A 25666-nucleotide genomic window follows, 5' to 3' on the forward strand; every position below is an offset into this window, starting at 1 on the left:
ATGGGTTATTAAAAGGAAAACCAAAATGACTACAATAAATAATGCCTCATTAGTTGCATGGCGACGTGAATTTCACCGTTACCCAGAAACGGGTTGGGGGGAATTTTACACCACTGCCACCTTGATTAAACTACTGGAAGAAATGGGACACCACGTATTAACAGGCGAACAGATTATCAACCCTAGTTTTATTCGTGGACGTAACCCATCAATAGTTGAAAAAGCCAAACGCGCAGCCAAAGAGCGTGGCGTAGATGATTCACTACTCGCAAGAATCGGTGACTATACAGGTTGCGCGGTGATCTTCGATACAGGGCGCCCTGGCCCAACGGTTGCATTTCGTTTTGATATTGACTGCGTCAATGTGCAAGAAACTGATACGGCAGAACATATTCCAAACCAAGAAGGCTTTAATTCTACCAACCCAGGTTATATGCACGCTTGCGGCCACGATGGGCACATGGCTATCGGTCTCGGAGTCGCAAAATGGTTGATTGAAAATAAAGATAGCCCACTGAAAGGCGTGATTAAACTTATTTTCCAACCCGCAGAAGAAGGCGTACGAGGGGCAAAACCTATCGCCGAAAGTGGTATTCTCGATGATGTTGATTATTTTGCTTGTGGTCATCTTGGTTGTGATGTCCCGAGTGGCGTAATTGTCGCTGCACCTGAACGTTATCTTTCTACATTAAAAATGGATCTGCGCTTTAAAGGTAAAGCCGCGCACGCAGGAATGGAGCCACATGCAGGCAAAAATGCGTTACTCGCCGCCTGTAACGCAACAATTCAAATTCTAAGCCTACCAACTCACGGCGAAGGAATGACTCGCGCTAATGTCGGAGTATTAAATGCAGGAGAAGGCCGCAATGTGATCCCTTCATACGCGCAAATGCAAATTGAAGTACGTGGCGAAAATGAAAAAATCAACAATTACATGACAGAAGAGGCTTTAAGACGTGCCCGCGGAGTTGCACTCAGTTTTGATGTTGAACTCGAAACTGAGGTCATGGGGGAAGCCGTTGATTTCATTCCTGACGATGAAATGACTGACTATATAACCGAAGTAGCCCAAACCATCCCAGCGGTAGAAAAAGTACAACGTACAATGAATTTTAATGGCAGTGATGATGCCACTCTATTGATTAAACGCGTACAAGCCCATGGTGGAAAGGCGGCTTATTTTGTGATTGGCTCAGACATCAAAGCTGGCCACCATCAAGCCAAATTTGATATTGATGAAAATCAGCTATTCACTGGCTTTTCAATCTTTACAGGGTTACTACAACGCTTATCCGTATAAAAACAGCAAATCAATATAAGCCAATTATAAAACCTTATAGCGGATGATGTTATAAGGTTTTTTTAAGGAAATATGATGAAAAAGACATTATTAAATACATTACTTTCTAGTTTGATTTTATATACCTCTGTTTCACTAGCTGCTGGTGCTATTAAACCCAACGTTACCATTTTAGCCACTGGGGGAACCATCGCAGGAAGCTCAAAATCCAACCTTGATACCACCGACTATAAAGCGGGCTCACTGGGTATTGATGTGTTAATCAATGCTGTGCCGGAGATCAATGATGTTGCTATCGTCAAAGGTGAACAAATTTCTAACACTATCAGTGGCAATATCAGCAGCGAAATCCTATTAAACCTCAGTAAACGCGTTAATCATTTACTAAATGAAGGAAAACAACAAGGCATCGTTATCACTCATGGGACTGATACAATTGAAGAAACAGCCTTCTTCTTAGATTTAACCACTCAAAATGAGCAGCCTATCGTTATTGTCGGAGCCATGAGACCAGCAACTGCTATCAGTGCGGATGGCCCAATGAATCTGCTTGAAGGTGTTGTACTTGCTGCGGATAAGAAAGCTAAAAATCGCGGCGTCATGGTCGTTTTAAATGATCGTATTGGTTCTGCTTTTTATACCACCAAAGCAAACTCAACTACCCCTGATGCATTTAAATCTTATGAACCTGGCTATCTTGGTGTCTTTGTCAGCGGAAAACCTAAATTTTACTATACCCCTGCCCAACCCGTTGATCGTACTTTTTTCGATGTCAGTAAGGTAGATAAACTCCCTAATGTCGAAATTATTTATGCATACCAAGACCAGACCCCCGCTATGCTTGATGCTGCTATCAACAACGGAGCAAAAGGAATTATTGTTGCGGGAAGTGGTAATGGAAATGTATCGAGTAACATGGAGGAGGCAATTAAGCAGCTCAGTGATAAAGGTATTCCTGTTGTGATGGCAACTCGAACAGGCTCTGGCTATGTGAGTAGTAAATCATTTGCCATAGGATCTGGCTTTTTGAATCCACAAAAGTCTCGCATTCTATTGCAGCTCGCACTTGCAACTGGTGCCGACCTTAAGCAAATATCGAATTACTTTGATAGCCAGCGTTAAAACCATTACTATTTTACGATTAATAGGCGCCTCTAATATAGGCGCCTTTTTATTTATTAATAACTTTAATTCTTAATTAAATTAAATTAAATTAAATGTAAAAATTAAAACATAACTCACCAGCCATTTAATTAAATGGATATTAATTTGATTATTAGAAATACGTTTTCTATCTAAATTTTTAAAGACTTTCTTTTTTTGCTAATAGGTAGTAAATAATTGCTGTAATCGGAAATGCAATAAAGAATGCAAAATTATAGCCTATCATACCTGAGATCAATCCAATCACTAGCGCAGTAATCCCTGGTTTTCGCCAGTTAGGAATATCATCACTGTATAGATTCTCTAAATTAAGATGGCATTTACGAATAAGGTAATAATGCACTAACATAATCGCCAATATAGGGGCGAGTATTGCAGAGAAAATCATTTGTACGTAATCAAGATAACTTAATAATAACCATGGCATCATTAGAATACTAATCAACCCAACTAGCCATGTCGCTTTCGCAAAAGTTAATTTAGGAAAAAAATTAAGCATGATCAATGTTGCGGGGAAAATATTCGCACAAGTATTTACTGTCCATTGCGCAAACACAATAATAATACAACTAACAATTAATATACTCGAGTTATCAGCAAAAGCAATTTGCAACATACCAATTGGATTGTCACTTTTCGTAAGATAAGCACTAATTAATCCTGCGAGAGTCAATAATAACCCCGTACCAACGAATCCGAGTCCAAAGCAAAATATAGTGCGCTTATTACGTGAAAAGAAGCTGTTTGAACTTGTGTTTTCAGGTAGTTTTAACTTTCTGGTTAAGTCACTACCATTTAGTGCTTCAGATAACCATCCTCCACTAAATATAGCGATAACAGTAACAAAGCTAAACCCAGTCCCTTCTAATGGTGAAGCGGTTATAACCTCTGGTAACGAAATTTGATGTTCTTGCAATAACCAAACGACTAACGACACCAATCCACATGCAAGAATAGGTACTGCTAATGTTCCAAACTTACTCATGCTATCCACATTACGACTTGCATTAAATAACTGCAAAGACGCATAAGTAATAAATATCACCCAGAACATTGAAATTCCTGTGACAATTTCAATAATCGCATTAATCGCTTGTGTTCCTAAAAATAAAATCACACCACACCATGTTAAACAGACAATGGCTCGACATATCGCCCCAATTTTCGCCCCTTGTTTTCCTAAACAGTCGCGAATAAAAATAGTGAAAGGAACGCCATAGCGTGTTCCGATATCACCCGTTAACGTAATTAAAATAGTGACTAATAAAAACCCCAAAAAACATGCCATCAATACTTCTATTGGGGAATATCCTCCTCTTAAAAGTACTTGAGCGGGGATCACTAAGCCAACAACATTAATCACCATTGACGAGCAAAGTACGAGTAAATCACGTGTTTTTAAGGTTCTATCCTTTTCCTGTGTTGGCAAGAGTTCTTCATTGGCTTTAGCAAGCAATTCCTGTGAAATATTCTGTCCATTATTCATGAGTTTAGCCTCATCTTTATTGTCGTTTTAGTTTAATTTCAAAATACGTTTAATAAATTTCCCTTGTCCTTTACTTCCCATAAAGGTGTTGTTATCCATAATAATTTCACCACGTAAAAGGGTTGTTTTTACCTTTCCTTTCGCTTTATATCCTTCATGTAGGCTATAGCCAGCACCACTGTGTAAGTTATTGGCTGAAATAATCCATTCCTCATTCGGATCAAAAATGACAATATCAGCATCAGCTCCTGGCAATAGCGTCCCTTTTTGTGGATAGCACCCCATGGTTTTCGCAATGTTAGTGCTGCATAATGCAACAGCGTGGTTCATCGTGATTTTTCCACTTGCCACCCCCTCAGTTACCATCAAGTTAAATCGGATTTCGAGACCAGATAACCCATTAACAACTTTAGTAAAATCAGGAATGATTTTGCCGTTTTCATCACGCTGTAAAGCCTTTTCTTTTTCCTCTCGAGTAAAAGTACAATCATCGGAGCCTATCAAGGTGATCGTACCGTTCTTAATGCCATCCCAAAGTTCATCCCGCTCTTTACGAGTACGCAATGGAGGCGAGCAAATCGCTAAATGTCCATTGTCAACATCATCATAAAGTTCATCGAAAAGTGTCAGATAATGAGGACCCGTTTCGATATACAGCTTTTGACCGCGCTCTTGTGCTTGCTGTGCAATATCAAGACAAGGGCCATTTGTGGTATGAACAATAAGAAGAGGAACTCCAACTGATTCAGCAAGTTTAGCCACACGACCAAAAGCTTCTGTTTCACAAATAACGGGTTTACTATTGGCAAAATCACGCCAAGTCAGTGTGTTATTTTTGATGCACTCATCCACCGCGGTTTCTGCTATCGCATTACTTTCCGCATGGATCAATGGCATACAATTATTTTCTTTTGCGCGTTTGAAGACCTGCATCAGTGTCATATCATCTGCCATCACACCTTCTTTACGGTAGGTCATAAATAACTTAAATGTTGGGCACCCTTTTGCTGCAAGATGTGGGATCTCATCTAATAACTGTTCGTTCGCTTCAACAAATTTGCCATGAACACTAAAATCAATTGCAGATTCAGTCATTTCCTCAATACGGTCATCTAGAGCCTGAAGGACACTTGAACCTTTCCAAGTATTGGTAAAATCCATATAAGTGGTAACACCCGCAAACGCGGCACAAATACTTTGCTGATAAAAAGTTAGTTGCGGGGAAATCCCTTGAAATGGAGCCTGTGTGTGCATATGAGCATCAATTAAACCTGGTAGAACTAACCGACCTTGCGCGTCAATTTCTTTTTGGCATTCAGCGTACTCATCAGGGCCAAGTAACGCTGCAATTTTGCCATTTTTAATTGCCAGATCGGCACGGACAGTACCCTCTTCAAGAACCAATTGCCCATTTCTAATAATTGTGTCAAACATAACTATCTCCAACGATTCTTATGTCACAACACAGCGAAAAAGAGGCTGTGTTGCAGCTATTATTGATTGATCAACTCAGCGTTCCTTTCCGTAAAACTTGCCCACTACAGGCATAACTTTCAATATGATTAAACAGCGCAATTCGGCCATTAACCATCACAAGCTCGATACCATCAGGGTATTGATTAGGTTCAACAAAAGTACCTTTATCTGTAATGCTCTGTGGGTCTAACATCACGATATCGGCTTGGTAACCTTCTTTAAGTAATCCCCTGTCGGTTAAGCCTAAAACCTCTGCAGGTTTACCCGTCATTTTGCGAATGGCAGCTTCCCAAGTTAAGCAAGCTTCTTCTCGTACATACTTTCCAAGTACTCTAGGGAATGCCCCAAAAACATGAGGATGGGGTTTACCCGCCCCCATTAAGCCGTCTGTACAAACATTCTGCTCGGGCCGACACAGAAATTTAATCACATGCTCTTCTGTCCCATAAAAGTCCACCATACCAACTGCATTATCTTCCTCATATAACAGGTCAAAAGTGGCGTTATAAGGGTCTTTACCGCGTAATTCACCTAGCTGAACTAAGTTTAAGCCCACTGCATCTTGGTTTTTTTGTTGCTTCACACTGGTAATGAAAATTTGATCTAACCCTGCGAAATCAATGAAGTTATCCCACCCCGGGATCCCTTTTTCTATATCGTCAATCATGCGTTGGCGTAATTCAGAAGATTTCAGGCGTTCGAGTAGTTTTTCCGTGCCACCTGCATGCACCCACGGTGGTAAAATCACCCCTAGCATGGTGCTACCTGCAACATAAGGGTATTGGTCGAAAGAAATACGGATCCCTTCTTGCTGTGCTTTTTCAAGCATCGATAGCATTTCATCGATCAGCGGCCAGTTTTTCTTACCACACACTTTCATATGGGAAATATGGAGCCAAACTCCAGATGCATGAGCAATATCAATAAGTTCTTGAGTAGACTGAATGATGTCATCCGCTTCACTACGCTGATGAACCACAAAAATACCATTATATTTGGCTGTCACTTTGCAAAGTTCGGTAATCTCAGCGGTATCGCCAAATGCACAAGGCATATAGATAAGGCCAGTGGATAGTCCATAAGCTCCCGCTTGTAACTCTCGTTCAAGAATCTGGCACATTTTGGCGACATCTTCCTGCGTCGATGCCTTACCATCCAATCCCATCGCTTCCATACGAATATTACCGTGGGGAACAAGGTAAGCGAGGTTCGTGGCACTTCCTCGCGACTCTAACATGTTGAGATACCCCTCAGTATTCTTGAAATGCCAGTCTATCTCATCAGAGTCACCATCAAGACCAGCAATATTTTTACGCCACGCTGAAATATATTGTTCAGGCAAAGGTGCCAATGCGACGCCGTCTTGTCCCAACAGCTCAGTCGTGATCCCTTGGCGAATTTTGGCGGAAACTGCGGGGTTTAATAACACCGATAAATCAGAGTGAGTGTGTGTATCAATAAAACCAGGGCAAATAATTTTCCCAGATGCATCAATAACTTGGTCCTGAGTGTTGGCGCAAATATCGCCGATTTGAATAATTTTACCTTCATTAACAAGTAAGTCGCCGTGATACTGGCTTTCCCCCGTACCGTCAATGATGGTGGCATTTTTAAATAATGTTTTCATTGTTCTCTTCCTTTATTGATGCCTTAGTAATCACAAAGGCATCAACTGGTAACTATTTGTTATTATTGTAAATATTTGAAATTATGCTGTAGTAACCTTTGGCTGAGCCTGTTAATTGATCTATCTCGATATATTCATCAATGGTATGCGCCAAATTCTCTCTCGAAGGCCCAAAACCAATCGTTGGAATATTAGCTTCCCCCGCATAATGGCTACCATTAGTGCAGAATGAATATTGTGTAACTGTTGGGTCGAGGCCGACTTTTTTGAGGCCTAATAATGCATGCTGAACAAAGTTATTCGATTCGTCTAAGACCCAGCCTGGGAAGAAACGCTCTCCCTCAATCGTATTGCCGGTATAACAAGATTCTGTTCCATAGGCATAAGATACTCGCGCCTTAAACTCAGGATCAGACTGTGTTATTTCATCTAACGCTTTTTGGATAGGTTGGAGCACACTCTCTTTGCTCTCACCGACTAATAACCTGCGGTCATAAGTCGCACGGCAATATTCAGGAACAACTGATGCCCCTGGATATGGAGACGATTTAATGTCTGTTAATTCAAGTATTCCTAACCCAAGAACTGGGTGAATGGTAGGGGGAAGCATTCTAATTTTTTCAATCAATGTAGCCATTTTATAGACCGCATTAATACCCGCTTGTGGGTTTGCAGAATGAGCAGGTTTCCCAAATGTTTCTAACACGACTTCAGCTCGGCCACGTTGACCTATTTTCAAATTAAGTTCTGAGGCCTCACCGATAACTACATAATCAGGATGATATTTATCAGTAACTAGCCGTGCAGCAACGCCTTCAAAGCACTCCTCATGTACAATACAAGCAACATAAATTTTCCCTGCAAACTCACGCAGATGGTCTTGACCAAAAAAGCCAACCGCTGAAATCATAGCAGCAACCGCACCTTTCATATCGGTCGTACCACGGCCATAAATTTTGCCGTCTTTGATTTCTCCGCCAAATGGATCTTGCGTCCATTGGCTTTCATCGACTGGAACAGTATCAATATGTCCATCAAAAACCAGCGTTTTCCCAGGGTATTTCCCTACAATCCCACCAATAATATTGCCGTATCTATCAATATGAATGTCATCAAATTCATACTCTTCCATCATGGATTTAATAACGTTGACAACATTACCCTCTTCACCGGAGTAACTTTTTTCGCGAACTAAAGCCTGACAGTTTGTGATGACTTCGTTAAAACGACTTTCTGAAAACATATTTTTCACCCCGACTAAAATTGACCAAAACTTGGGAACTCACCATCCCAAACAATATCCCGATAACGTTGAATATCCGTGTCGCCCTCAGTACTGATCACCAAAATGCGTGAATTTTCATTCAGCTCCAGTTCGTTGCGCACATCAGCATAATTTTCAGACTGCATTAGAATAGAAAGTAACCCTGTCGTGACCGCACCTGACTCACCCGAAACAATTGGAGGATCAGTCGGTAATGGATTGCCTAATATCCGCATCCCTCGCGTTGCGACAAAATCGGGGCAAGAGAAGAAAGCATCAGCGTAGTCTCGTAATAATTGCCAACCGGTAATATTGGCTTCACCACATGCCAACCCAGCCATAACTGTTTGTAAATCACCGCCAACAGGGATCGCATCTTCATTTTCAGCAACCGCTGAACGGTAAAGGCAATCCGCAATTTGAGCCTCAGCAATAATTACTTTTGGTCTATCTTCTCCATAAAGCGCCGTTAACATCCCCTGCACCATGCCAGCAAATGAGCCAACACCTGCTTGAACAAAAACGTGAGTCGGTTTCACTTTATGTAACTGGGACAAAGCTTCAAACATTAGCGTGCTGTAGCCTTGCATAATCCACTGAGGGATCTTTTCATAGCCAGCCCAAGCGGTATCTTGCACCACCACCCAGCCATATTTCTCTGCCATTTCGGCAGTCATACGTACCGCATCGTCATAATTCATATCGACAATTTCTGCTGTCGCACCTTCATTCAAAATGGCATCTAAGCGTTCCTGAGAAGAACCTTTAGGCATATAAACCACTGATTTTTGTTTAAGTTGGCGTGCCATCCACGCCACACCTCGCCCATGGTTGCCATCCGTCGTAGTGGCGAATGTAATGCCATTTAATTGTTCTCTAACCTCATTGCTGACCATGACGTTATAAGGAAGCTCAGAGATATCTTTCCCCAACTCTTCGGCAATATGGCAGGCCATTGCATAGGAGCCACCTAATGCCTTGAATGCCTTGAGGCCAAAGCGTTGAGACTCATCTTTTAAGTAAATCTGTCCAACTTTTAATGACTTGGCGAGCACAGGTAAATGATAGAGTGGTGTTGGTGCATACTCAGGAATTGAGCGGTGAAATTGCCACGCTTTATGTAATTCAGCTTCCGAAAAAGAGGCAAGGTTCGCCGTCGGTTTCTGCTTAAAACGGCTGTGATTAATGTAGTATTTTAATTGCTCCTGCATGGAAAACCTCATGAACTTATTATTAATAAACAAGACAATTAAGTCTTAATAAAAAATAGGTTTACAACTTAGGTAGCAATACACATGCCAAGATCGCCATTTACGTATAATTATAATGAGGGAATAATGTAATTAGTTGATACAAAACATAATTTAAAATAAACAATATAGAATTATTTTTAATAAATTTGAGATCATTGATTTACCTCATTGATAAATTATCAAATATGATAAATAGTGTGATGGCGGTATATAAATAATTTAATACATTGATTTATAAATATATTAATAATTATCACTTCAATTAAATTTATTAATATTTATCAATCTTGATAATAAGGAAAAAAATGACATCCATTCTGAGTACTATCCAAAATGAAATTTGCCATTATGCAGAAGCCATTTCTGGCGTGACTGGAACAGATGTCGAAATTATTGATGAATATCTGATCCGTATTGCAGGAACAGGTTATTACAAACACATGCTTAATCAAAACGTTTCACGTAACGGCTACATTTATCGTCATGTTTTACGAGTACAAGAAACCGTATTAATTAAAGATCCAGGGGAAAATAACCTCTGTCATCTATGTGAAAATCGAGAAACTTGTACGGAAGAATTAGACCTTAACGCACCGATTTTTTTAAATGGCAAAGTCATCGGGGTCATTGGTATTATTTGCTCGACTAAACAACAGCGAGCCGTATTACTTCAGCAACTCAATAAATTCATCACATTCATCGAACAGATTGCTGAAATGATATCGAGTAAGGTCTTTGAGTGTCTTGAACGCTTGAGAGCCCAAGAATCTTTACATGCATTTCGACGATTGATTGATGCCATGGATAGAGGCGTGATAGCAATTGATAGCCAACAAAAAATTTGGCATACCAACCGCTCTGCATCCCGCTTTTTTAATAAAGATATTATAGGCCTGTCACTGTCCTTTGAGCTAACAGGGGATATTTTATATGGTGATGAAGAAGCATGGCTAGAATTAGAAGGCCAGCGCTATCATGTACTCTGCCGTAATGTCACTTTTACTTCACTGGAAAATGATACGTTAACCATGATCATTTTTCAGGATGCCCGTGATTATATTACTCATGTCAATCAATCATCCGTTGAAATCAGCGAAGTCCCTTCCCAGTTAATCGGTAATTCATTAACCATGATGAACCTTAAACAAACCATCAAGAAGGTTGCTATCAGCCATGCAAACGTGCTGATCACGGGAGAAAGTGGCTCAGGAAAAGAAGTTGTCGCTTATGCTCTACATGCACAAAGTGCTCGACATGATCAGCCCTTTGTCACCATAAACTGTGCTGCAATACCAGAGCAACTCCTAGAAAGCGAACTCTTTGGCTATATCAGAGGCGCATTCACTGGAGCGGATCCCAAAGGGCGTATAGGTAAGTTTGAATTAGCTCATGGGGGAAGCCTATTCCTCGATGAAATTGGTGATATGCCTTTGTTATTACAGGCTAAATTACTGCGCGTTTTACAAGATAAAACCATCACCCGAGTTGGCTCAAATAACCAAATACCTACCGATGTCCGCATTATTGCAGCCACAAACAAAAATTTATTAGAGATGGTCGAGAACAAAACGTTTAGAGAAGACCTATATTACCGATTAAACGTTGTGCCAATCCCTGTTCCTGCATTGCGGGAGCATCGTGAAGATATTGCTGATTTAGCAAAGTATTTTTCTGACCAATTTTCAATACAATATGATAGAGAAAAGCAAAAGATCCCTGATACAGTAATGAATTATTTATATGGCTATCATTGGCCAGGTAACATACGTGAACTGCGCAATGTCATCGAGTATATTTATGTCATGCAAGGCGATCTGCCTGAAATGAACCATAGCCATTTGCCTGAGTATATTACAAAAACAAATTCATCTGTAGAATCATTAGGCTACATCACAAAAACCGCCGCAGTACCTACACACCATTATGAAAAAGAGACCATACAACACGTACTTGAAAAAACGGGTTACTCCATGAACGGAAAGAAAGAAGCGGCACAAATATTAGGTTTAAGTATTGCAACACTATATCGCCGATTAAAAAAATACGATATCACCAGCTGATATTCATTTTGGGTGCGCATGTTGCCTTCTTCACCTTTACGCCAATCTGTTTCTCTTATCTAAAAACAATCACAAAATGAACAGTCTTTTTGTGATGACCATCTTACCCACTTTGGTTTTTTCGCCAATTTCAAGAATATCTGGCTAAAAAATACAATTAATCCTAATTCATTTTACTTAGATTAGGAGCGCCAATTTATTTTTAATCAATTGGTAGACAGGTTAATTATGCCACTAAGAATGGCATCATAAATAAATTATAGGTGCAAACATGAAAAGAATTAAAACTAAGATTCTCTTGTTATTTTATATACTTATTTCAATAACCTCCACCAGTGCTTTAGCCACATCAGATAACGATGCCCTTTATTTTTACCTTGTTAGACATGGGCAAACTTATTCAAATATTAAAGAAATGACCATTGGCGGAGGTGGTAATGCTCAGCTCACAGCCAAAGGACGCTATGATGCACGTAGCCTTGGTTTAGGTCTAGAAGATGTCAATTTTATTGCTGGATATAGCAGTACATTAGGTCGAGCCCATGAAACTGCCAGTAATATTTTAACTGGCCGTAATATGGATATTATTGAGATTGAGAACCTAAAAGATATATCTTGGGGTAACGCTGAAGGTGGTAGAATTGATGACTTAACGAGCCAATACGGCCATTCTGGTAATGAATTTGAATACTATTTTGGTCACTATAAGGACAAAAACTTCAAATCTATCGTCAACACTGAAAACATGTATGATTTTTCTCAACGCTTCGAGTCTGCATTATTGGATATTGCTAATCGCCATAAAAATGAAACAGGTAATATTTTAGCCGTTGGCCACTCATCGATGGCATTTTATTTGCAAAAATACCGTCAAGATCAACCATTATCAGGGTTAAGCAATACTGCCGTTTCGGTATTAAAATATAAAGATGGGCAATTTACTCTTCTCGACTTTAATAATACGGATTATTTAAAATCAGGTTATGCAAAACAAGAGAAACTTCCGCCTCTTGAAATCTCGATTGTCATCAACCCAATGACTATTTTAAATGATGCCAATATAATGGAAGGTACCTCAGACTCCGATCTCAGTAAATCAGGTGTTGCGGCGGTTAATCAATTGAAACAACACATTAACCCTACTGACTATTTTGCGGTTTATAGCAGCACATTAAATAGAGCCAAATATACTGCAAACCACTTATTTGAAAATAGTCCCCTACCAATCCAAATTAATCGTAATTTAGATGAAATTTTCCTTGGCCTTTGGGAAGCAGAGAAAATCAGCACATTAGAAAAAGAACCTGAAGGCCAGTTTGCCAAGCTACATTCAGGGACAAATGTGTTGAGCTTTGAATCCCCAGTCGATGGTGAAACTGGGGCTATTGCAGCCTACCGATTAGAAAGCTTACTCAGAGATATTGGTATCCAAAATGAATTCCATACAGGAAAAGTGATGGTGGTTACTCACCCGATTATTTTCAGTGCATTTTTAAATAAAGTTCAGCCAGAGTACCAATTCATCCCTAAAAAAGACTTACAACTGATTACCCTGCAATATAAAAATGAAAAATTCAGTGTCAAAAATATCCAGTCTTTTAATGGTAAATAAGAGAAATTAACACCTTATAATCGCCAATAAAAAACCTCGCCATTGCGAGGTTTTTATCTCTTCAGAAAAGCTCAAAACGAATTATACATTTTTCCTTTCGATAGTTTCTTCCCCCCAATATAGCCTATCCGCGGTGGTCTTCGAAAAGGCAAGAGGTAAAACCTCATCAGAGCCTTCTTCCCAAATTTGTTCCGCTAGCACTTCATCATTATTCGCTAATTCAAAAATAGCTTGAGCAATTTCAATTGAGGTTTCTCTAACTTTAGCCCATTCGGCTATATGGTGAGGATCTTTCATTATTCGCTCCTGATTCAATGGTTCTGATAAAAATACTCATATATTTCAACTCTGTGAATAAGATCACTGTGACTTTAAATATATTGCCATTTTTCCTTTTTAGTGGCGCTCCATTAAACGCGCTCATTGTTCACTCTCTCTAGTATATGACTATAAGTTAAGTAATAGAGATAAAAAAAGTCATGAATATTCGCCATGTTGTTGCTATTGATTTAGGCGCATCTAGCGGTCGTGTCATGTTGGCTTGCTATGATGTGCATAATAAAAAATTATCGTTAGATGAAATTCATCGTTTTACAAACCATTTGATCACTGAAGGTGAACACTGTTATTGGGATCTGGATGATCTTGAGGCTCAGATACTGATTGGCTTACATCGTGTAGAGCAATCTGGTATCAATATTGACAGCATTGGCATCGACACTTGGGGGGTTGATTATGTCCTCCTTGACCGTGATGGGGCTACCGTTGGTCGTCATTTTTCCTACCGTGATAACCGTACTCAAGGTGTCATGGAACAAGTTCAAGCCGATCTAGGTGTGCAGAACATCTACCAAAAAACTGGGATCCAATTCCTCCCTTTCAATACTTTATACCAATTGAAGTCCTTACAACAATCACACCCTCAATGGCTGGAACAAGCACATCATTTATTGTTGATCCCTGATTATTTGTCATACCGCTTAACTGGGAAAATCAACCATGAATATACCAATATCTCCACCAGCCAAATGATTAACCTGCAAACGGGCGATTGGGATGATGAATTAGTCGAGTATTTACAGTTGCCACGCCGTTTATTAGGTGAAATCAAGCAACCAGGTAATACCATTGGCTATTGGCACACACCCAAAGGCCAAAAAATCCCCGTGATTGCTGTGGCAAGCCATGACACTGCCAGCGCTGTCATTGCGGCACCGATAACCGATAGCCATGGTGCCTATTTAAGTTCAGGAACATGGTCATTAATGGGCCTCGAGCGCACATCCCCTTGTACTTGTGAAAACGCATTTTCTGCCAACATTACCAATGAAGGTGGGATTAATGGTCACTACCGTGTTCTAAAAAATATTATGGGGCTATGGTTATTCCAACGCATTTGCCTTGAGCACAATGTGCAAGATATTTGCAGTCTCATTACCTCGGCAGAAGCAATTCCAGCATTCACGTATCTGATCAACCCCAACGATAACCGGTTCTTGAACCCAGAGTCGATGAGCCAAGCCATTAAAGAGGCTTGTCGGGAAAACCAACAACCCGTCCCAAATACTGTCGCTGAGCTAGCTCGCTGTATTTTCGACAGTTTAGCGCTGCTTTATCGTCAAGTATTTCTTGAATTACAACAGGTTAATCATTCCCCATTACAACAGCTGCATATCGTCGGTGGTGGCAGCCAAAATGCTCTACTTAACCAATTATGCGCCAACACTTGCGGAGTTCCTGTGAGTGCAGGACCGGTTGAAGCCTCCACCTTAGGCAATATTGGGTATCAGTTGATTGCCCTAAACACCATTCCAGATGTCCCCACTCTGCGCTCCATTATTGCGCAAAATACTGAACTTTGTTGGTTTCAACCTCAAAGCATCGCACTGGATGAACCTTGGAAACGATTTAAAACCATTACGGGCTAACTCAGGTTATTAACCGTATATCGATAAGTTATAAGGAAAATTTCATGTCTAATTACAAAGAAAGTTATCTTATTGCCAAACAACGTTTTGCTGACCTTGGTATCGATACTGAACTAGCGATGCAAGCTATGGCTGACTTGCCTGTATCGATGCATTGCTGGCAGGGAGATGACGTAGCCGGCTTTGAAAAATCAGCAACCGCTTTAAGCGGCGGTATTCAAGCTACAGGTAATTACCCTGGCAAAGCGACTAATGCGATTGAATTACGTGCAGATATGGATAAAGCAATGAGCTTAATTCCAGGCCCTAAACGCGTTAACTTGCATGCTCTTTATCTCGAAGCAGATACTGCCGTTGAACGTAATGAAATTGAACCTCGCCATTTTGCCAATTGGGTTGATTGGGCGAAAAAAAACCATATCGCACTCGATTTTAACCCTTCTTACTTTTCCCATCCACTCAGTAGCGAAGCAACTCTTACTCATAGCAATAAAGAAATTAGAGACTACTGGATTGGCCACGGGCAAGCTTGCCGCCGTATTTCTGCATATTTTGGTGAGTCATTAAACAGCGCTTCCGTGATGAATATTTGGATCCCTGACGGCATGAAAGATCTCCCTATTGACCGCTACGCCCCTCGTCAACGCTTAGTCGAGTCATTGGATGAAATTATCAGTGAAAAAATTGATATTAAATATCATATCGATGCCGTCGAAAGTAAATTATTCGGTATTGGCGCAGAATCTTACACCGCAGGCTCCAGTGAGTTTTATCTGGGCTATGCCATCACACGTAAAACCGCTTTATGTTTAGATGCAGGGCACTTCCATCCAACCGAAGTCATTTCGGATAAAATTTCAGCGGTCATTCCTTATGTTGAACGTCTACTGCTGCACGTCAGTCGCCCTGTACGTTGGGACAGTGACCACGTCATTTTGTTAGATGATGAGACTCAAGCCATTGCCAATGAAATCATTCGCCATAACTTAAAAAATCGTGTGCATATTGGCCTCGATTTCTTTGATGCATCGATTAACCGTATTGCCGCTTGGGTCATTGGGACTCGAAATATGAAAAAAGCGTTACTACGAGCCTTACTTGAGCCAACAGCAAGACTACGCCAACTCGAAATTGAAGGGGACTTCACGGCTCGTCTTGCGCTATTAGAAGAACAAAAATGCCTGCCATGGCAAGCGGTTTGGGATGAATATTGCGAACGCAACAATGTTCCTGTCGGCGAAAAATGGTTAGATGAAGTTAAACAATACGAAAAATCAACATTATTAACACGTTAAGGTGAATTGTATGCAAGATATTCTGACATCTTGGTTTGTTCAAGGAATGATAAAAGCCACCAGCGATATGTGGCTCAAAGGCTGGGATGAACGTAATGGCGGTAATGTGAGCTTACGACTCACCGAAGACGATGTTTCGCCATTTAAACACACTTTTCACGCTGACCCACGTTATATCGAAGCGACAGAGCCAGTTAAAGAGCTCGCAAACCAATATTTTATTGTTACAGGCTCCGGTAAGTTTTTCCGTAACGTTGCCTTAGACCCCGCAGATAACTTAGGTCTGGTTCGTATCGATAGCGAAGGCCAGGGTTACCACATTGTTTGGGGCTTTGTGAATGGTGCAATACCAACCTCTGAATTTGCTGCACACTTTCAATCGCATATCACACGTATGCAAGCCACTAATGGCACTAACCGCGTCATCATGCACTGTCATGCAACCAACATCATTGCATTAAGTTATGTTTTACCGCTCGATAGTGCATCCATCACTCGTCATTTATGGGAAATGAGTACCGAATGTTTGGTAGTTTTCCCTGATGGTATTGGTGTGCTGCCATGGATGGTCCCCGGCACAGATGGTATCGGTTTAGAAACAGCGGAACAAATGAAACAACATGGCTTAGTACTTTGGCCATTCCACGGTATTTTTGGCTCTGGCCCAACTTTAGATGATGCTTTTGGTTTAATTGATACCGCAGAAAAATCTGCGGAGATATTGGTAAAAGTTCTCTCCATGGGTGGTAAAAAACAAACTATTTCAACAGAAAATCTGATTGCGCTTGCCAAGCGATTTAATGTCACACCAATGTCTGATGCATTGAAATAAAACCTGTTTCTCTGTGGATACCCCTTTCCTTCCACAGAGAAATTAAAACGATAATAAACAGAGAGGAATAGTTCATGGGCAGTGGAATTTTACTCGGTATTTTTTGGCATTTTGTCGGCGCAGCTTCAGCTGCCTGCTTTTACGCACCATTAAAGAAAGTTAAAAACTGGTCATGGGAAACGATGTGGTCCATTGCCGGTATTTTTTCGTGGATTATTTTACCTTGGACCATCAGTTATATTTTACTTCCTGACTTTTGGGCCTATTACAACTCTTTCAGTGCAAGTATTCTGATCCCTGTATTTTTATTTGGCGCCATGTGGGGGGTTGGTAATATTGGTTATGGCTTGACCATGCGCTATTTAGGTATGTCAATGGGGATTGGGATTGCCATTGGTATTACACTCATCGTTGGTACCTTGATGACCCCTATTATTCAAGGCACATTTGGCGAGTTGATTGCCTCGACTGGCGGAAAACTAACGATTCTTGGTGTCTTAGTGGCTGTTCTAGGGGTTGCTATCGTTTCCTATGCTGGGTTACTGAAAGAAAAGGCGACCGGAGTGCAAGCTGAAGAGTTTAACCTGAAAAAAGGCTTATTACTGGCAGTCATGTGCGGTATTTTCTCAGCCGGTATGTCATTCGCCATGAGTGCAGCCGTCCCTATGCACGAAGCTTCCGCTGCCCTCGGAGTTTCTTCTCTTTATGTCGCATTACCAAGTTACGTCATCATCATGGGCGGCGGCGCATTAATCAACTTAGGCTATTGTTTTATTAGGCTTATTTACCGCCAAGATATCTCTTTCAAATCAGATATCTCTGTCCCCAAAGCCCTACTCGTCAGCAATATTTTATTTGCCATTTTGGGTGGTGGTATGTGGTACTTCCAATTCTTCTTCTACGCATGGGGACACGCCAATATCCCATCACAATACGGCTTTATGAGCTGGATGCTACATATGAGTTTTTATGTTCTGTGTGGCGGTATTGTGGGGTTAGCCCTAAAAGAATGGAAAGGCACTGGCAGAAAACCTGTCCGAATTTTATGTTTAGGCTGCTTAGTGATTATCTTAGCTGCAAACATTGTTGGCTTGGGAATGGCAGCATAACGTAACGACTTTTTATTTTAATCGATCGGGAGGTCAGCGATGACCCATAGAATGATACTCAATGAAACCTCATACTTTGGCGAGGGAGCTATTAATCACCTTGTAGAGGAAATTCAAAAACGCCAATTTAACAAAGCACTGATTGTTACGGATGCGGATCTGGTTAAATTTAATGTTGTCAGTAAAGTCACCCAATTATTAGATAACGCTAAATTCGACTACGCCATTTATGATGCCGTTATTCCTAACCCAACCATCGATACGGTCCAACAAGGACTAGAATACTTCAAACAATCTAATGCAGATTATCTTATCGCTATCGGTGGTGGTTCTCCACAAGACACCGCCAAAGCGATTGGGATTATTATCAATAATCCACAATATGAAGATGTGGTGAGCTTAGAAGGTGTCGCTCCTACCCAAAACCCAGCGGTTCCAATTATCGCCATCCCAACTACCGCTGGAACCGCAGCGGAAGTCACCATTAACTATGTCATCACGGACAACAAACTGTGCCGTAAATTTGTGTGTGTTGACCCCCATTGTATCCCTGTGGTTGCGATTATTGACCCTTCAATGATGGCATCTATGCCCGCTAGCCTAAAAGCCGCTACTGGGGTTGATGCCCTCACTCATGCCATTGAAGGCTATATCACGAAAGGAGCTTGGGCACTTACCGATGCTCTGCATCTTAAATCCATAGAGTTGATCAGCAATTCGTTACGGCAATCCGTTAAGGGCGACCCGCACGGCGTTGAAACAATGGCTCTCGCACAATATATGGCTGGAATGGGCTTCTCTAACGTTGGATTAGGGTTGGTTCATGGTATGGCTCACCCACTTGGGGCGTTTTACAATACACCTCATGGCGTCGCCAATGCCATTTTATTGCCCCATATCATGGCGTATAACGCAAATTATACAGGGGAAAAATACCGCGATATCGCCCGTGCAATGGGCGTAAAAAATATAGACTCCCTACCACTTCAAAAAGCCAGAGATACCGCCATTGCAGCTGTCTTTGCGCTAAACAAAGACGTTGGTATTCCTGAAAAACTGCGTGAAATCGGCATGAAACCAGAAGATATTCCCTCCCTTGCTCAAGCCGCCTTTGATGATGTGTGTACTGGGGGTAATCCACGTGACGCAACATTAGAGGATATCGCTGAATTATATCAAGCAATTTATTAGAGGACAGTATCATGATAAAAAAAGCATTTGTGATGCAAGTTGCTCCTAACGCCCACCAAGAATACCAGCGCCGACACGATGAAATTTGGCCTGAATTAGTGCTTACACTCAAAGAACACGGTGCACATCACTATTCTATTTTCTTAGATAACAAGCGAAATTTATTGTTCGCCTATGTGGAAATTGAATCACAAGAACGCTGGGATAGCGTTGCACAAACGGAAGTATGCCAAAAATGGTGGAAATATATGTCGGATATTATGCCATCAAATCCTGACAACAGCCCTATCAGTGATGAGTTAAGAACGGTATTTTATTTAGACTAATCCCCCCAGACAGTGCTAGCCTTTGGCTAGCACTTACCTCAATTTATTTTTCTGTAAAAAACAGCGTCGATATGCACTTGCGGTCATATTCATTTTTCTATGGAAAACACTCGAAAAATAATTACTATCCTCATAACCACATTGCCCAGCGATTTCACTGATCGACAATGAAGTACTACGTAATAATAATGCCGCTTGGCATAAACGTAGTTGTTGCAGATATTCCATTACCGTCATTCCTGTTTTCGACTTGAATAAACGCTGTAATGAACGAGCAGACACCTGATTTTCCTGAGCAAACTTATCTAATGAAAATGGCGTATTGATACTTAGATTTAAACGGTTTATTAACTGATCCAGTTGATGTAATAAGCTTATTGGCACTTGGTCTGGCTGATACCGTAAACGATAAATATAAATTGCCAGTTGTAAGAATAACCCTTCGCAAAGATGAATGGATGGGATATCAGGTTTTTGGCACTCTAATGCCATTTTTTCAATAATTGGCGTTAAAGTCGATAAACTTGAAGGCGGTAATTTCCAATGCCGAGATATTATCGGCTCATGGCTTAATGGTACATACTGTTCGATAGATTGTTTTATGAGAAACTCATTAGGCTTGTATAATATATTAACTAGCTTTAAATTATTTACAGAGTGATAGCCATGATAATCCTCCGCATTAATATAAAACAGATCTCCACAAGTAATTGGGTAATCAGAACCATTCCAATGATGTAAACCATTTCCTGAAAAAACAATAACAAACTCATTAAAATCATGACGATGAATAATAAAATCTTCCTGAGAATCTCGCTTTTCTATCGTCACAGTATTTTCAGGCCGAATAAAATAATCACCGCTGTTGAGAGACAGAATTTTTTGTATCATGGCCACCTCAGAAAAGAATATGGATGATCATGACGATCTTTGTTAATTGCTACAATGACGCAAGTCACGAGGTGTGAAATTATACTCGCTTTTAAAACACGTCGAAAAATACGCACTATCATTAAAACCATTTTCCAACGCAATATCCGTAATGGTTTTATCCGAAAAACGGATTTGATAATAAGCTTCTGATAACCGCAATTTTATTAAGTAATTTTGTGGCGATATACCTAAGTTATTTTTCATATAGCGATGAAAAGTCCGCAACGAGACCGAAAACTGAGTCGTTAAACTTTCCCAATCAATTTCTTCCGTAAAGTTTGCATTCAACCAGCGTAGCATTTGGATAATCCGTTGTTCATTATTCCCTTCACCTACATAGTTATAACGCCCCTCTTGCAGATTAACAATTAACTGCAAAAAAAGGCTCTCAGTATACGCAAGGTCAGAATCACTTTCATGGAGTTTAACGATGATCTGTTGCGCTCTATTGTAATGCTCTTTATTTAATAGCCAATGGGAAATGTTTTTTTCAGTATCCGCAGGGAAAAAATGACTGATATTATTTAAATAAGTAAAGCTGGAGTCTGAACGATATAACACGTTAGTTAAATTGAGGTTAGAGACATTATCAAATAAGTGATAATCGCTGGATTTAATATAACACACCATACCTGGGCATAATGTATAAGGCCGCCCATTAAGTATATGTAGACCAATGCCCTGAGTTACCAAAAAAATCTCACTAAAATCATGTGTATGTTCAGGAAAAATAGGCTGAGGCACTCTTGGTTCAACCGTAATGTGCTGCTGTGGTGTGATAAAAAAATCTTCGCTATAGAGTTTCATGAAAGATCTCCGAGTAAACACTCCTCCCCCGTAGAACCTACCATGGACTTACTTATCATTCATTAGCCCATCGTAAATACCCTTATATCCCTATTCTAGCGTTCTCATCTAAAATCACCTTGAAATTACTACCAAGCAATCACAAGTTATTGGCTATATTTTCAAGAGTTCATCAAATAAATGTGCAAAATGTGACCTTGAATACACAAAGGCGACTTCATCTAAGATCGCAGTTTTGCAAAAGGGGACAATCACCAGCTAGTTAACTATCTGACTTATCAAAATAGGATTGGTTATCAATAAGCTGTAATCACATGAAAACATAACATTGTGTTTTCACTTTTCGAAATGGTGGCCTATGGCTTAGAAGAGTGTAGAATTAATACTTTATAATCAGTCAATTACAGTCTACCTCAGTGTTCAAAAGCTACAAAGAAGATAAAGTAATTCAAAGTTGTTTAAAGTCGTTCAATCATATTCAAACTTGAACGTCACAACCACGTCCTATCATTCCCCTCTCATTTTTTGTATCACAATTTCGGCATAGCTCGTCACAGTAAATTAAACCTAGTAGTTAACAACGTACATATACTTAATTGATGATATATTAAATATCCCTTTAACTTCTAAAATATTGTCGTTACGTATCACTGCATCACCAAACCCGCCGAATCTAATATCAATTGCAATTGAGCACATCGTCCCCCTTCACCACAGGCAGCACATCGAAATTTGTCGTGTTTACTGGTGAAAAAATTTCGCACTTCATCTGGTATTTCTGGTATTTAAACCAAAAACAGCCACTAAGGACTGTTTTAGTTTTATGTCATAGGCCGTGGTTACTCAATAAGAAAATTGACATCTAAACTTCCTCTATAACCCCCTGGTGCTATTTCCCCATTAACACATAAAGCAAAGTTTAGCCCTTGAATAAAATTTTTCCCTACCGTGCTATAAACTTGCTTGCTCTCTGTATATTTAATGGCCTGCGACGAGTCGGTAGTACAAACTTCATTACCTTTTGCTGCCGTTCCTACTGATGTAGCGATATAGGGCAAATCACCAGAATGGCCATCTAACGATTCTAACACCATGCCCGTTTGATTTCCGCTCACCAAAGCGTTATTTGGCTTAACAGACATGAAGTATTTACCTGTATTTGGGCAGCTGACATTAATTTGAGCAAGGGCATTTGCTAAATTTTTCGGGCTTGGATAGGTCCCCGCTAGCTGAGAACCAAAATTAATTTTAGTATTTGTAATTGGAGCAACTTTACATGTATCTACTGCAAATACACCTAAATCTTGATACTCATTAATGAATGTAGCATTCGATTGATTAACTGAAAAACCATCACCAGGGCCATCACGATGCGCCATGATTAACCTATCATCTGCAAAATAACGACCTTTTTTTAGTGGTTGAGGTGCATACGCAGAATAGCTCGTAATAATGCCTGTGAACTGCATAGGAGCAACTGAAGAATCTTGAATCCTATTAGCTAAATAGCCACTCACTCCGCTTTGAGGTTCCAGTCCAAAATTTAATGGATTTGGAAGCGAAGAACCAATAGGTACATGATACATTCTATCTGATGATGTCATTTTTGAGTTTTTCAGCGTAAAGGAAGCGCCTTCCCACATATAACCTGAATTTGCGTCACCAATAACTTTATACCGCAAATATTTCACACTAAATGTGCCATTTATCAGCAAGATTATTCTATTATTTTTGTCAAATTCATTAACTAGCGTAACGCCATATGCCCCTTCAGGTGGATAATAGGTGTATTCCCAGTTAGGGCTTCCTCCCTTCTTCCATGTTATCAATTCAATAAATGGGAAATTTGGATTGATCCTACTTGTTCCTGCTCGCTCTTGAAAATTAACCACCCTCAAAGGCGGTGAAACCTCTCCCAGATAACCTGTAGCTCCAACAGAAACGCGCAAATTATCTCCATACGAAACAGGAGCAAGCGCACTCATAGCGAGTACAGTCACACACACAAAATAACGTATTATCTTATTCATACCTTGCACCATAATTTTTAATCATTTTAAGTTGCATTAATCATATAACCCTTTTATTTATCTGAGTATGAAATACACGCATAAATTGTAACCAGAAATTACTCACACTAAGAGTTTAAAAGGAATTAAATGTCATCAATTGATTAAAAGTAGTGCATGTACTAAAAATAACAACTCTAATAAATAAATCTAACTTAACTCTCTTACCCATTAATAGACTGTGGGTATACACAGTAATACCTACTTAGTACGCATTGATACCTAAAAAACACCTATCTAGAATGAGAGTTTTTGAGGATAGGTGGCATGGAAAGAAAATATAAGCATCCGCAGACCAACCTCAGATTACTAACTGATTTAAAAGATAAAATTTAAGATTTAGCTGAATGTAATAATCGGTCAGCAAATCAAAAAAATGGTCACAGCTATCGAATATTGGATATTGCGTCATTCTCATATTGAAGTTTTAACGATTTCCGATGCGGCTGAACTCATATTCCAACTTGAACGAGAGATGGAAGTCGTTAAGGAAAAATTAGGGATTAAGAAGTAGTCCCCACTATTGAGGGCTTTCTCTCACTCACGATAGTATTGATTTTTACGTCATTTGCGGCACACATGAGCGAGTTGGCTAATTCAGTCTGGCGTCCTACTTTCAGTTCTGCAAGAAATGGGCGGCTGGGAATCAGTTGATATGGTGAGAAGATATGCTCACTTAGCACCTAATCATTTAATTGAACACGCTAAGCAAATAGACACTATTTTTGGCACTTGCGTCCCAAATACGTCCCAGTTAGCAAAAGTGGAGAGTTTTAAATGATGGTAAGTGGTTGAAAATTAATGGTACGCCCTACAGGATTCGAACCTGTGACCTACGGCTTAGAAGGCCGTTGCTCTATCCAACTGAGCTAAGGGCGCATTGTTAATGCAGGCAGCCTATCTGGCTGATGGCGTTGAATTATACGGTTGCTGAGCGCTGAGTCAATGGCTTTTCGCTACTAAAATAGCTATATGCTCATTTTATGTAACAGTTTGAACTGACAATGACGTTAACTTCTGACAAAATAGAGCCATCACCGTGTCTCATATATGGATTAAGTTACAGATGTTAGCAAAAATTATTGATGGGAAAACGATTGCGCAGACAATTAGGCAGGAAGTTGCCCAAAAAGTACAGTTACGTTTAGAACAAGGAAAACGTGCTCCAGGTCTCGCCGTCATTTTAGTTGGTGCGAACCCTGCTTCCCAAATTTACGTCGGCAGTAAACGCCGTGCTTGTGAAGAAGTAGGCTTTATTTCACGCTCTTATGATTTACCCGACACCACCACAGAAGCTGAACTTCTGAAACTGATTGACGATTTAAATCAAGATGTTGAAATTGATGGCATTTTAGTCCAGTTACCCTTACCTGCTGGTATTGATAATGTTAAAGTGATTGAACGTATTCATCCAGATAAAGACGTTGATGGCTTCCACCCTTATAATGTAGGCCGGTTGTGCCAACGTGCGCCTCGTTTGCGCCCTTGTACACCACGTGGGATTGTCACACTGCTTGAACGCTATGACATCAATACTTATGGCCTCAATGCCGTCATTATTGGTGCATCAAATATTGTCGGACGCCCAATGAGCCTTGAATTATTATTAGCGGGCTGTACAACAACTGTTACCCATCGATTTACTAAAGACTTAGAACAGCATGTACGCAATGCGGACTTGCTGGTTGTCGCTGTCGGTAAACCTAATTTTATTCCTGGAGAATGGATTAAACCTGGTGCAATTGTCGTTGATGTGGGTATTAACCGCTTAGAAAATGGCAAAGTGACAGGCGATGTGGACTTTGATGAAGCATCAAAACGCGCTGCGTGGATCACCCCTGTTCCAGGTGGTGTAGGCCCAATGACTGTAGCAACACTGATTCAAAACACGCTGCAAGCGTGTGAAGAGTATCACGATATTTAATGTATTTTGG

20 protein-coding genes, 1 tRNA gene and 1 pseudogene are annotated in these 25666 nt (G+C 40.3%); 12 read left to right on the forward strand and 10 right to left on the reverse strand.

Translation table 11 applies throughout. From position 1 onward, the window contains the following. The first annotated feature begins 25 nt into the window (after positions 1-25). Positions 26-1300, forward strand: a complete 1275-nt coding sequence (locus AABS66_RS12585) for an amidohydrolase (protein WP_206082874.1) — start codon at positions 26-28, stop codon at positions 1298-1300. 72 nt (positions 1301-1372) lie between these two features. Then, on the forward strand, positions 1373-2422 hold the full coding sequence (locus AABS66_RS12590) for an asparaginase (RefSeq protein ID WP_404462689.1): 1050 nt from the start codon (positions 1373-1375) through the stop codon (positions 2420-2422). A gap of 181 nt (positions 2423-2603) precedes the next feature. Here AABS66_RS12590 and AABS66_RS12595 read toward each other — a convergent pair whose 3' ends face one another. The 5 genes from AABS66_RS12595 to dpaL form a co-directional block, all read right to left on the reverse strand. Then, the gene (locus AABS66_RS12595) at positions 2604-3950 is read right to left on the reverse strand and encodes a cytosine permease (RefSeq protein WP_206082876.1); all 1347 of its coding nucleotides are present in this window, start codon (positions 3948-3950) and stop codon (positions 2604-2606) included. A gap of 27 nt (positions 3951-3977) precedes the next feature. Further along, positions 3978-5384 (reverse strand): dihydropyrimidinase, encoded by a 1407-nt coding sequence (gene hydA / locus AABS66_RS12600; protein ID WP_404462686.1) that lies wholly within the window; start codon positions 5382-5384, stop codon positions 3978-3980. Between the two features lie 70 nt (positions 5385-5454). Continuing rightward, on the reverse strand, positions 5455-7053 hold the full coding sequence (locus AABS66_RS12605; RefSeq protein WP_430224991.1) for an N-acyl-D-amino-acid deacylase family protein: 1599 nt from the start codon (positions 7051-7053) through the stop codon (positions 5455-5457). Between the two features lie 52 nt (positions 7054-7105). Beyond that, entirely contained in the window at positions 7106-8296 is a 1191-nt protein-coding gene (locus tag AABS66_RS12610; RefSeq protein WP_430224992.1) for a YgeY family selenium metabolism-linked hydrolase, read from the reverse strand. 14 nt (positions 8297-8310) lie between these two features. Further along, positions 8311-9528, reverse strand: coding sequence for a diaminopropionate ammonia-lyase (dpaL, locus tag AABS66_RS12615; protein ID WP_272573367.1), 1218 nt, complete (start codon positions 9526-9528; stop codon positions 8311-8313). 347 nt (positions 9529-9875) lie between these two features. On the opposite strand from dpaL, the gene AABS66_RS12620 reads away from it, so the two are divergent. Both AABS66_RS12620 and AABS66_RS12625 read left to right on the forward strand, forming a co-directional pair. Beyond that, the gene (locus AABS66_RS12620) at positions 9876-11630 is read left to right on the forward strand and encodes a sigma 54-interacting transcriptional regulator (RefSeq protein WP_206082881.1); all 1755 of its coding nucleotides are present in this window, start codon (positions 9876-9878) and stop codon (positions 11628-11630) included. A gap of 271 nt (positions 11631-11901) precedes the next feature. Continuing rightward, the gene (locus tag AABS66_RS12625; RefSeq protein WP_349415657.1) at positions 11902-13242 is read left to right on the forward strand and encodes a 2-carboxy-D-arabinitol-1-phosphatase; all 1341 of its coding nucleotides are present in this window, start codon (positions 11902-11904) and stop codon (positions 13240-13242) included. A gap of 81 nt (positions 13243-13323) precedes the next feature. On the opposite strand, the gene AABS66_RS12630 is transcribed toward AABS66_RS12625, so the two are convergent. Next, a complete protein-coding gene (locus AABS66_RS12630; protein ID WP_047756975.1) occupies positions 13324-13539 on the reverse strand; it encodes a YccJ family protein in 216 nt (71 codons plus the stop codon). 182 nt (positions 13540-13721) lie between these two features. Here AABS66_RS12630 and rhaB point away from each other — a divergent pair, with 182 nt between their 5' ends. The 6 genes from rhaB (at position 13722) to rhaM (ending at position 19923) form a co-directional block, all read left to right on the forward strand. After that, positions 13722-15170 carry a rhamnulokinase gene (gene rhaB, locus AABS66_RS12635; RefSeq protein WP_349422126.1) on the forward strand — a complete coding sequence of 483 codons (1449 nt, stop codon included), beginning with the start codon at positions 13722-13724 and terminating at the stop codon, positions 15168-15170. Between the two features lie 44 nt (positions 15171-15214). Continuing rightward, entirely contained in the window at positions 15215-16465 is a 1251-nt protein-coding gene (locus tag AABS66_RS12640; protein ID WP_272573365.1) for an L-rhamnose isomerase, read from the forward strand. 10 nt (positions 16466-16475) lie between these two features. Beyond that, positions 16476-17297 carry a rhamnulose-1-phosphate aldolase gene (rhaD, locus tag AABS66_RS12645; RefSeq protein WP_206082885.1) on the forward strand — a complete coding sequence of 274 codons (822 nt, stop codon included), beginning with the start codon at positions 16476-16478 and terminating at the stop codon, positions 17295-17297. 74 nt (positions 17298-17371) lie between these two features. Then, entirely contained in the window at positions 17372-18406 is a 1035-nt protein-coding gene (rhaT, locus tag AABS66_RS12650; RefSeq protein ID WP_206082886.1) for an L-rhamnose/proton symporter RhaT, read from the forward strand. A gap of 39 nt (positions 18407-18445) precedes the next feature. Then, the gene (gene fucO / locus AABS66_RS12655) at positions 18446-19597 is read left to right on the forward strand and encodes a lactaldehyde reductase (protein WP_349422124.1); all 1152 of its coding nucleotides are present in this window, start codon (positions 18446-18448) and stop codon (positions 19595-19597) included. A gap of 11 nt (positions 19598-19608) precedes the next feature. Continuing rightward, positions 19609-19923: an L-rhamnose mutarotase gene (rhaM, locus tag AABS66_RS12660; RefSeq protein ID WP_206082888.1), complete on the forward strand. Its 315-nt coding sequence runs from the start codon at positions 19609-19611 to the stop codon at positions 19921-19923. Between the two features lie 33 nt (positions 19924-19956). Here the strand turns inward: rhaM and AABS66_RS12665 are convergent, their stop codons facing one another. From AABS66_RS12665 to AABS66_RS12675, 3 genes are all read right to left on the reverse strand, one after another. Next, positions 19957-20814, reverse strand: coding sequence for a helix-turn-helix domain-containing protein (locus AABS66_RS12665; RefSeq protein ID WP_206082889.1), 858 nt, complete (start codon positions 20812-20814; stop codon positions 19957-19959). Between the two features lie 42 nt (positions 20815-20856). Further along, positions 20857-21663, reverse strand: coding sequence for an HTH-type transcriptional activator RhaS (gene rhaS / locus AABS66_RS12670; protein WP_206082890.1), 807 nt, complete (start codon positions 21661-21663; stop codon positions 20857-20859). Positions 21664-22502: 839 nt separating this feature from the next. Continuing rightward, entirely contained in the window at positions 22503-23693 is a 1191-nt protein-coding gene (locus tag AABS66_RS12675) for a hypothetical protein (protein ID WP_206082891.1), read from the reverse strand. 622 nt (positions 23694-24315) lie between these two features. Between AABS66_RS12675 and AABS66_RS12680 the strand changes: the two are divergent. Then, positions 24316-24513, forward strand: a pseudogene (locus tag AABS66_RS12680) (tyrosine-type recombinase/integrase); the annotation flags it as partial. Between the two features lie 21 nt (positions 24514-24534). Here AABS66_RS12680 and AABS66_RS12685 read toward each other — a convergent pair. Further along, positions 24535-24611 (reverse strand) — tRNA-Arg (locus AABS66_RS12685). Between the two features lie 187 nt (positions 24612-24798). Here AABS66_RS12685 and folD point away from each other — a divergent pair. Further along, the gene (gene folD / locus AABS66_RS12690) at positions 24799-25656 is read left to right on the forward strand and encodes a bifunctional methylenetetrahydrofolate dehydrogenase/methenyltetrahydrofolate cyclohydrolase FolD (protein ID WP_206082892.1); all 858 of its coding nucleotides are present in this window, start codon (positions 24799-24801) and stop codon (positions 25654-25656) included. Positions 25657-25666: the final 10 nt, after the last annotated feature.

The organism is Providencia sp. SP181 (assembly GCF_050446505.1).
Lineage (GTDB): Bacteria > Pseudomonadota > Gammaproteobacteria > Enterobacterales > Enterobacteriaceae > Providencia > Providencia vermicola.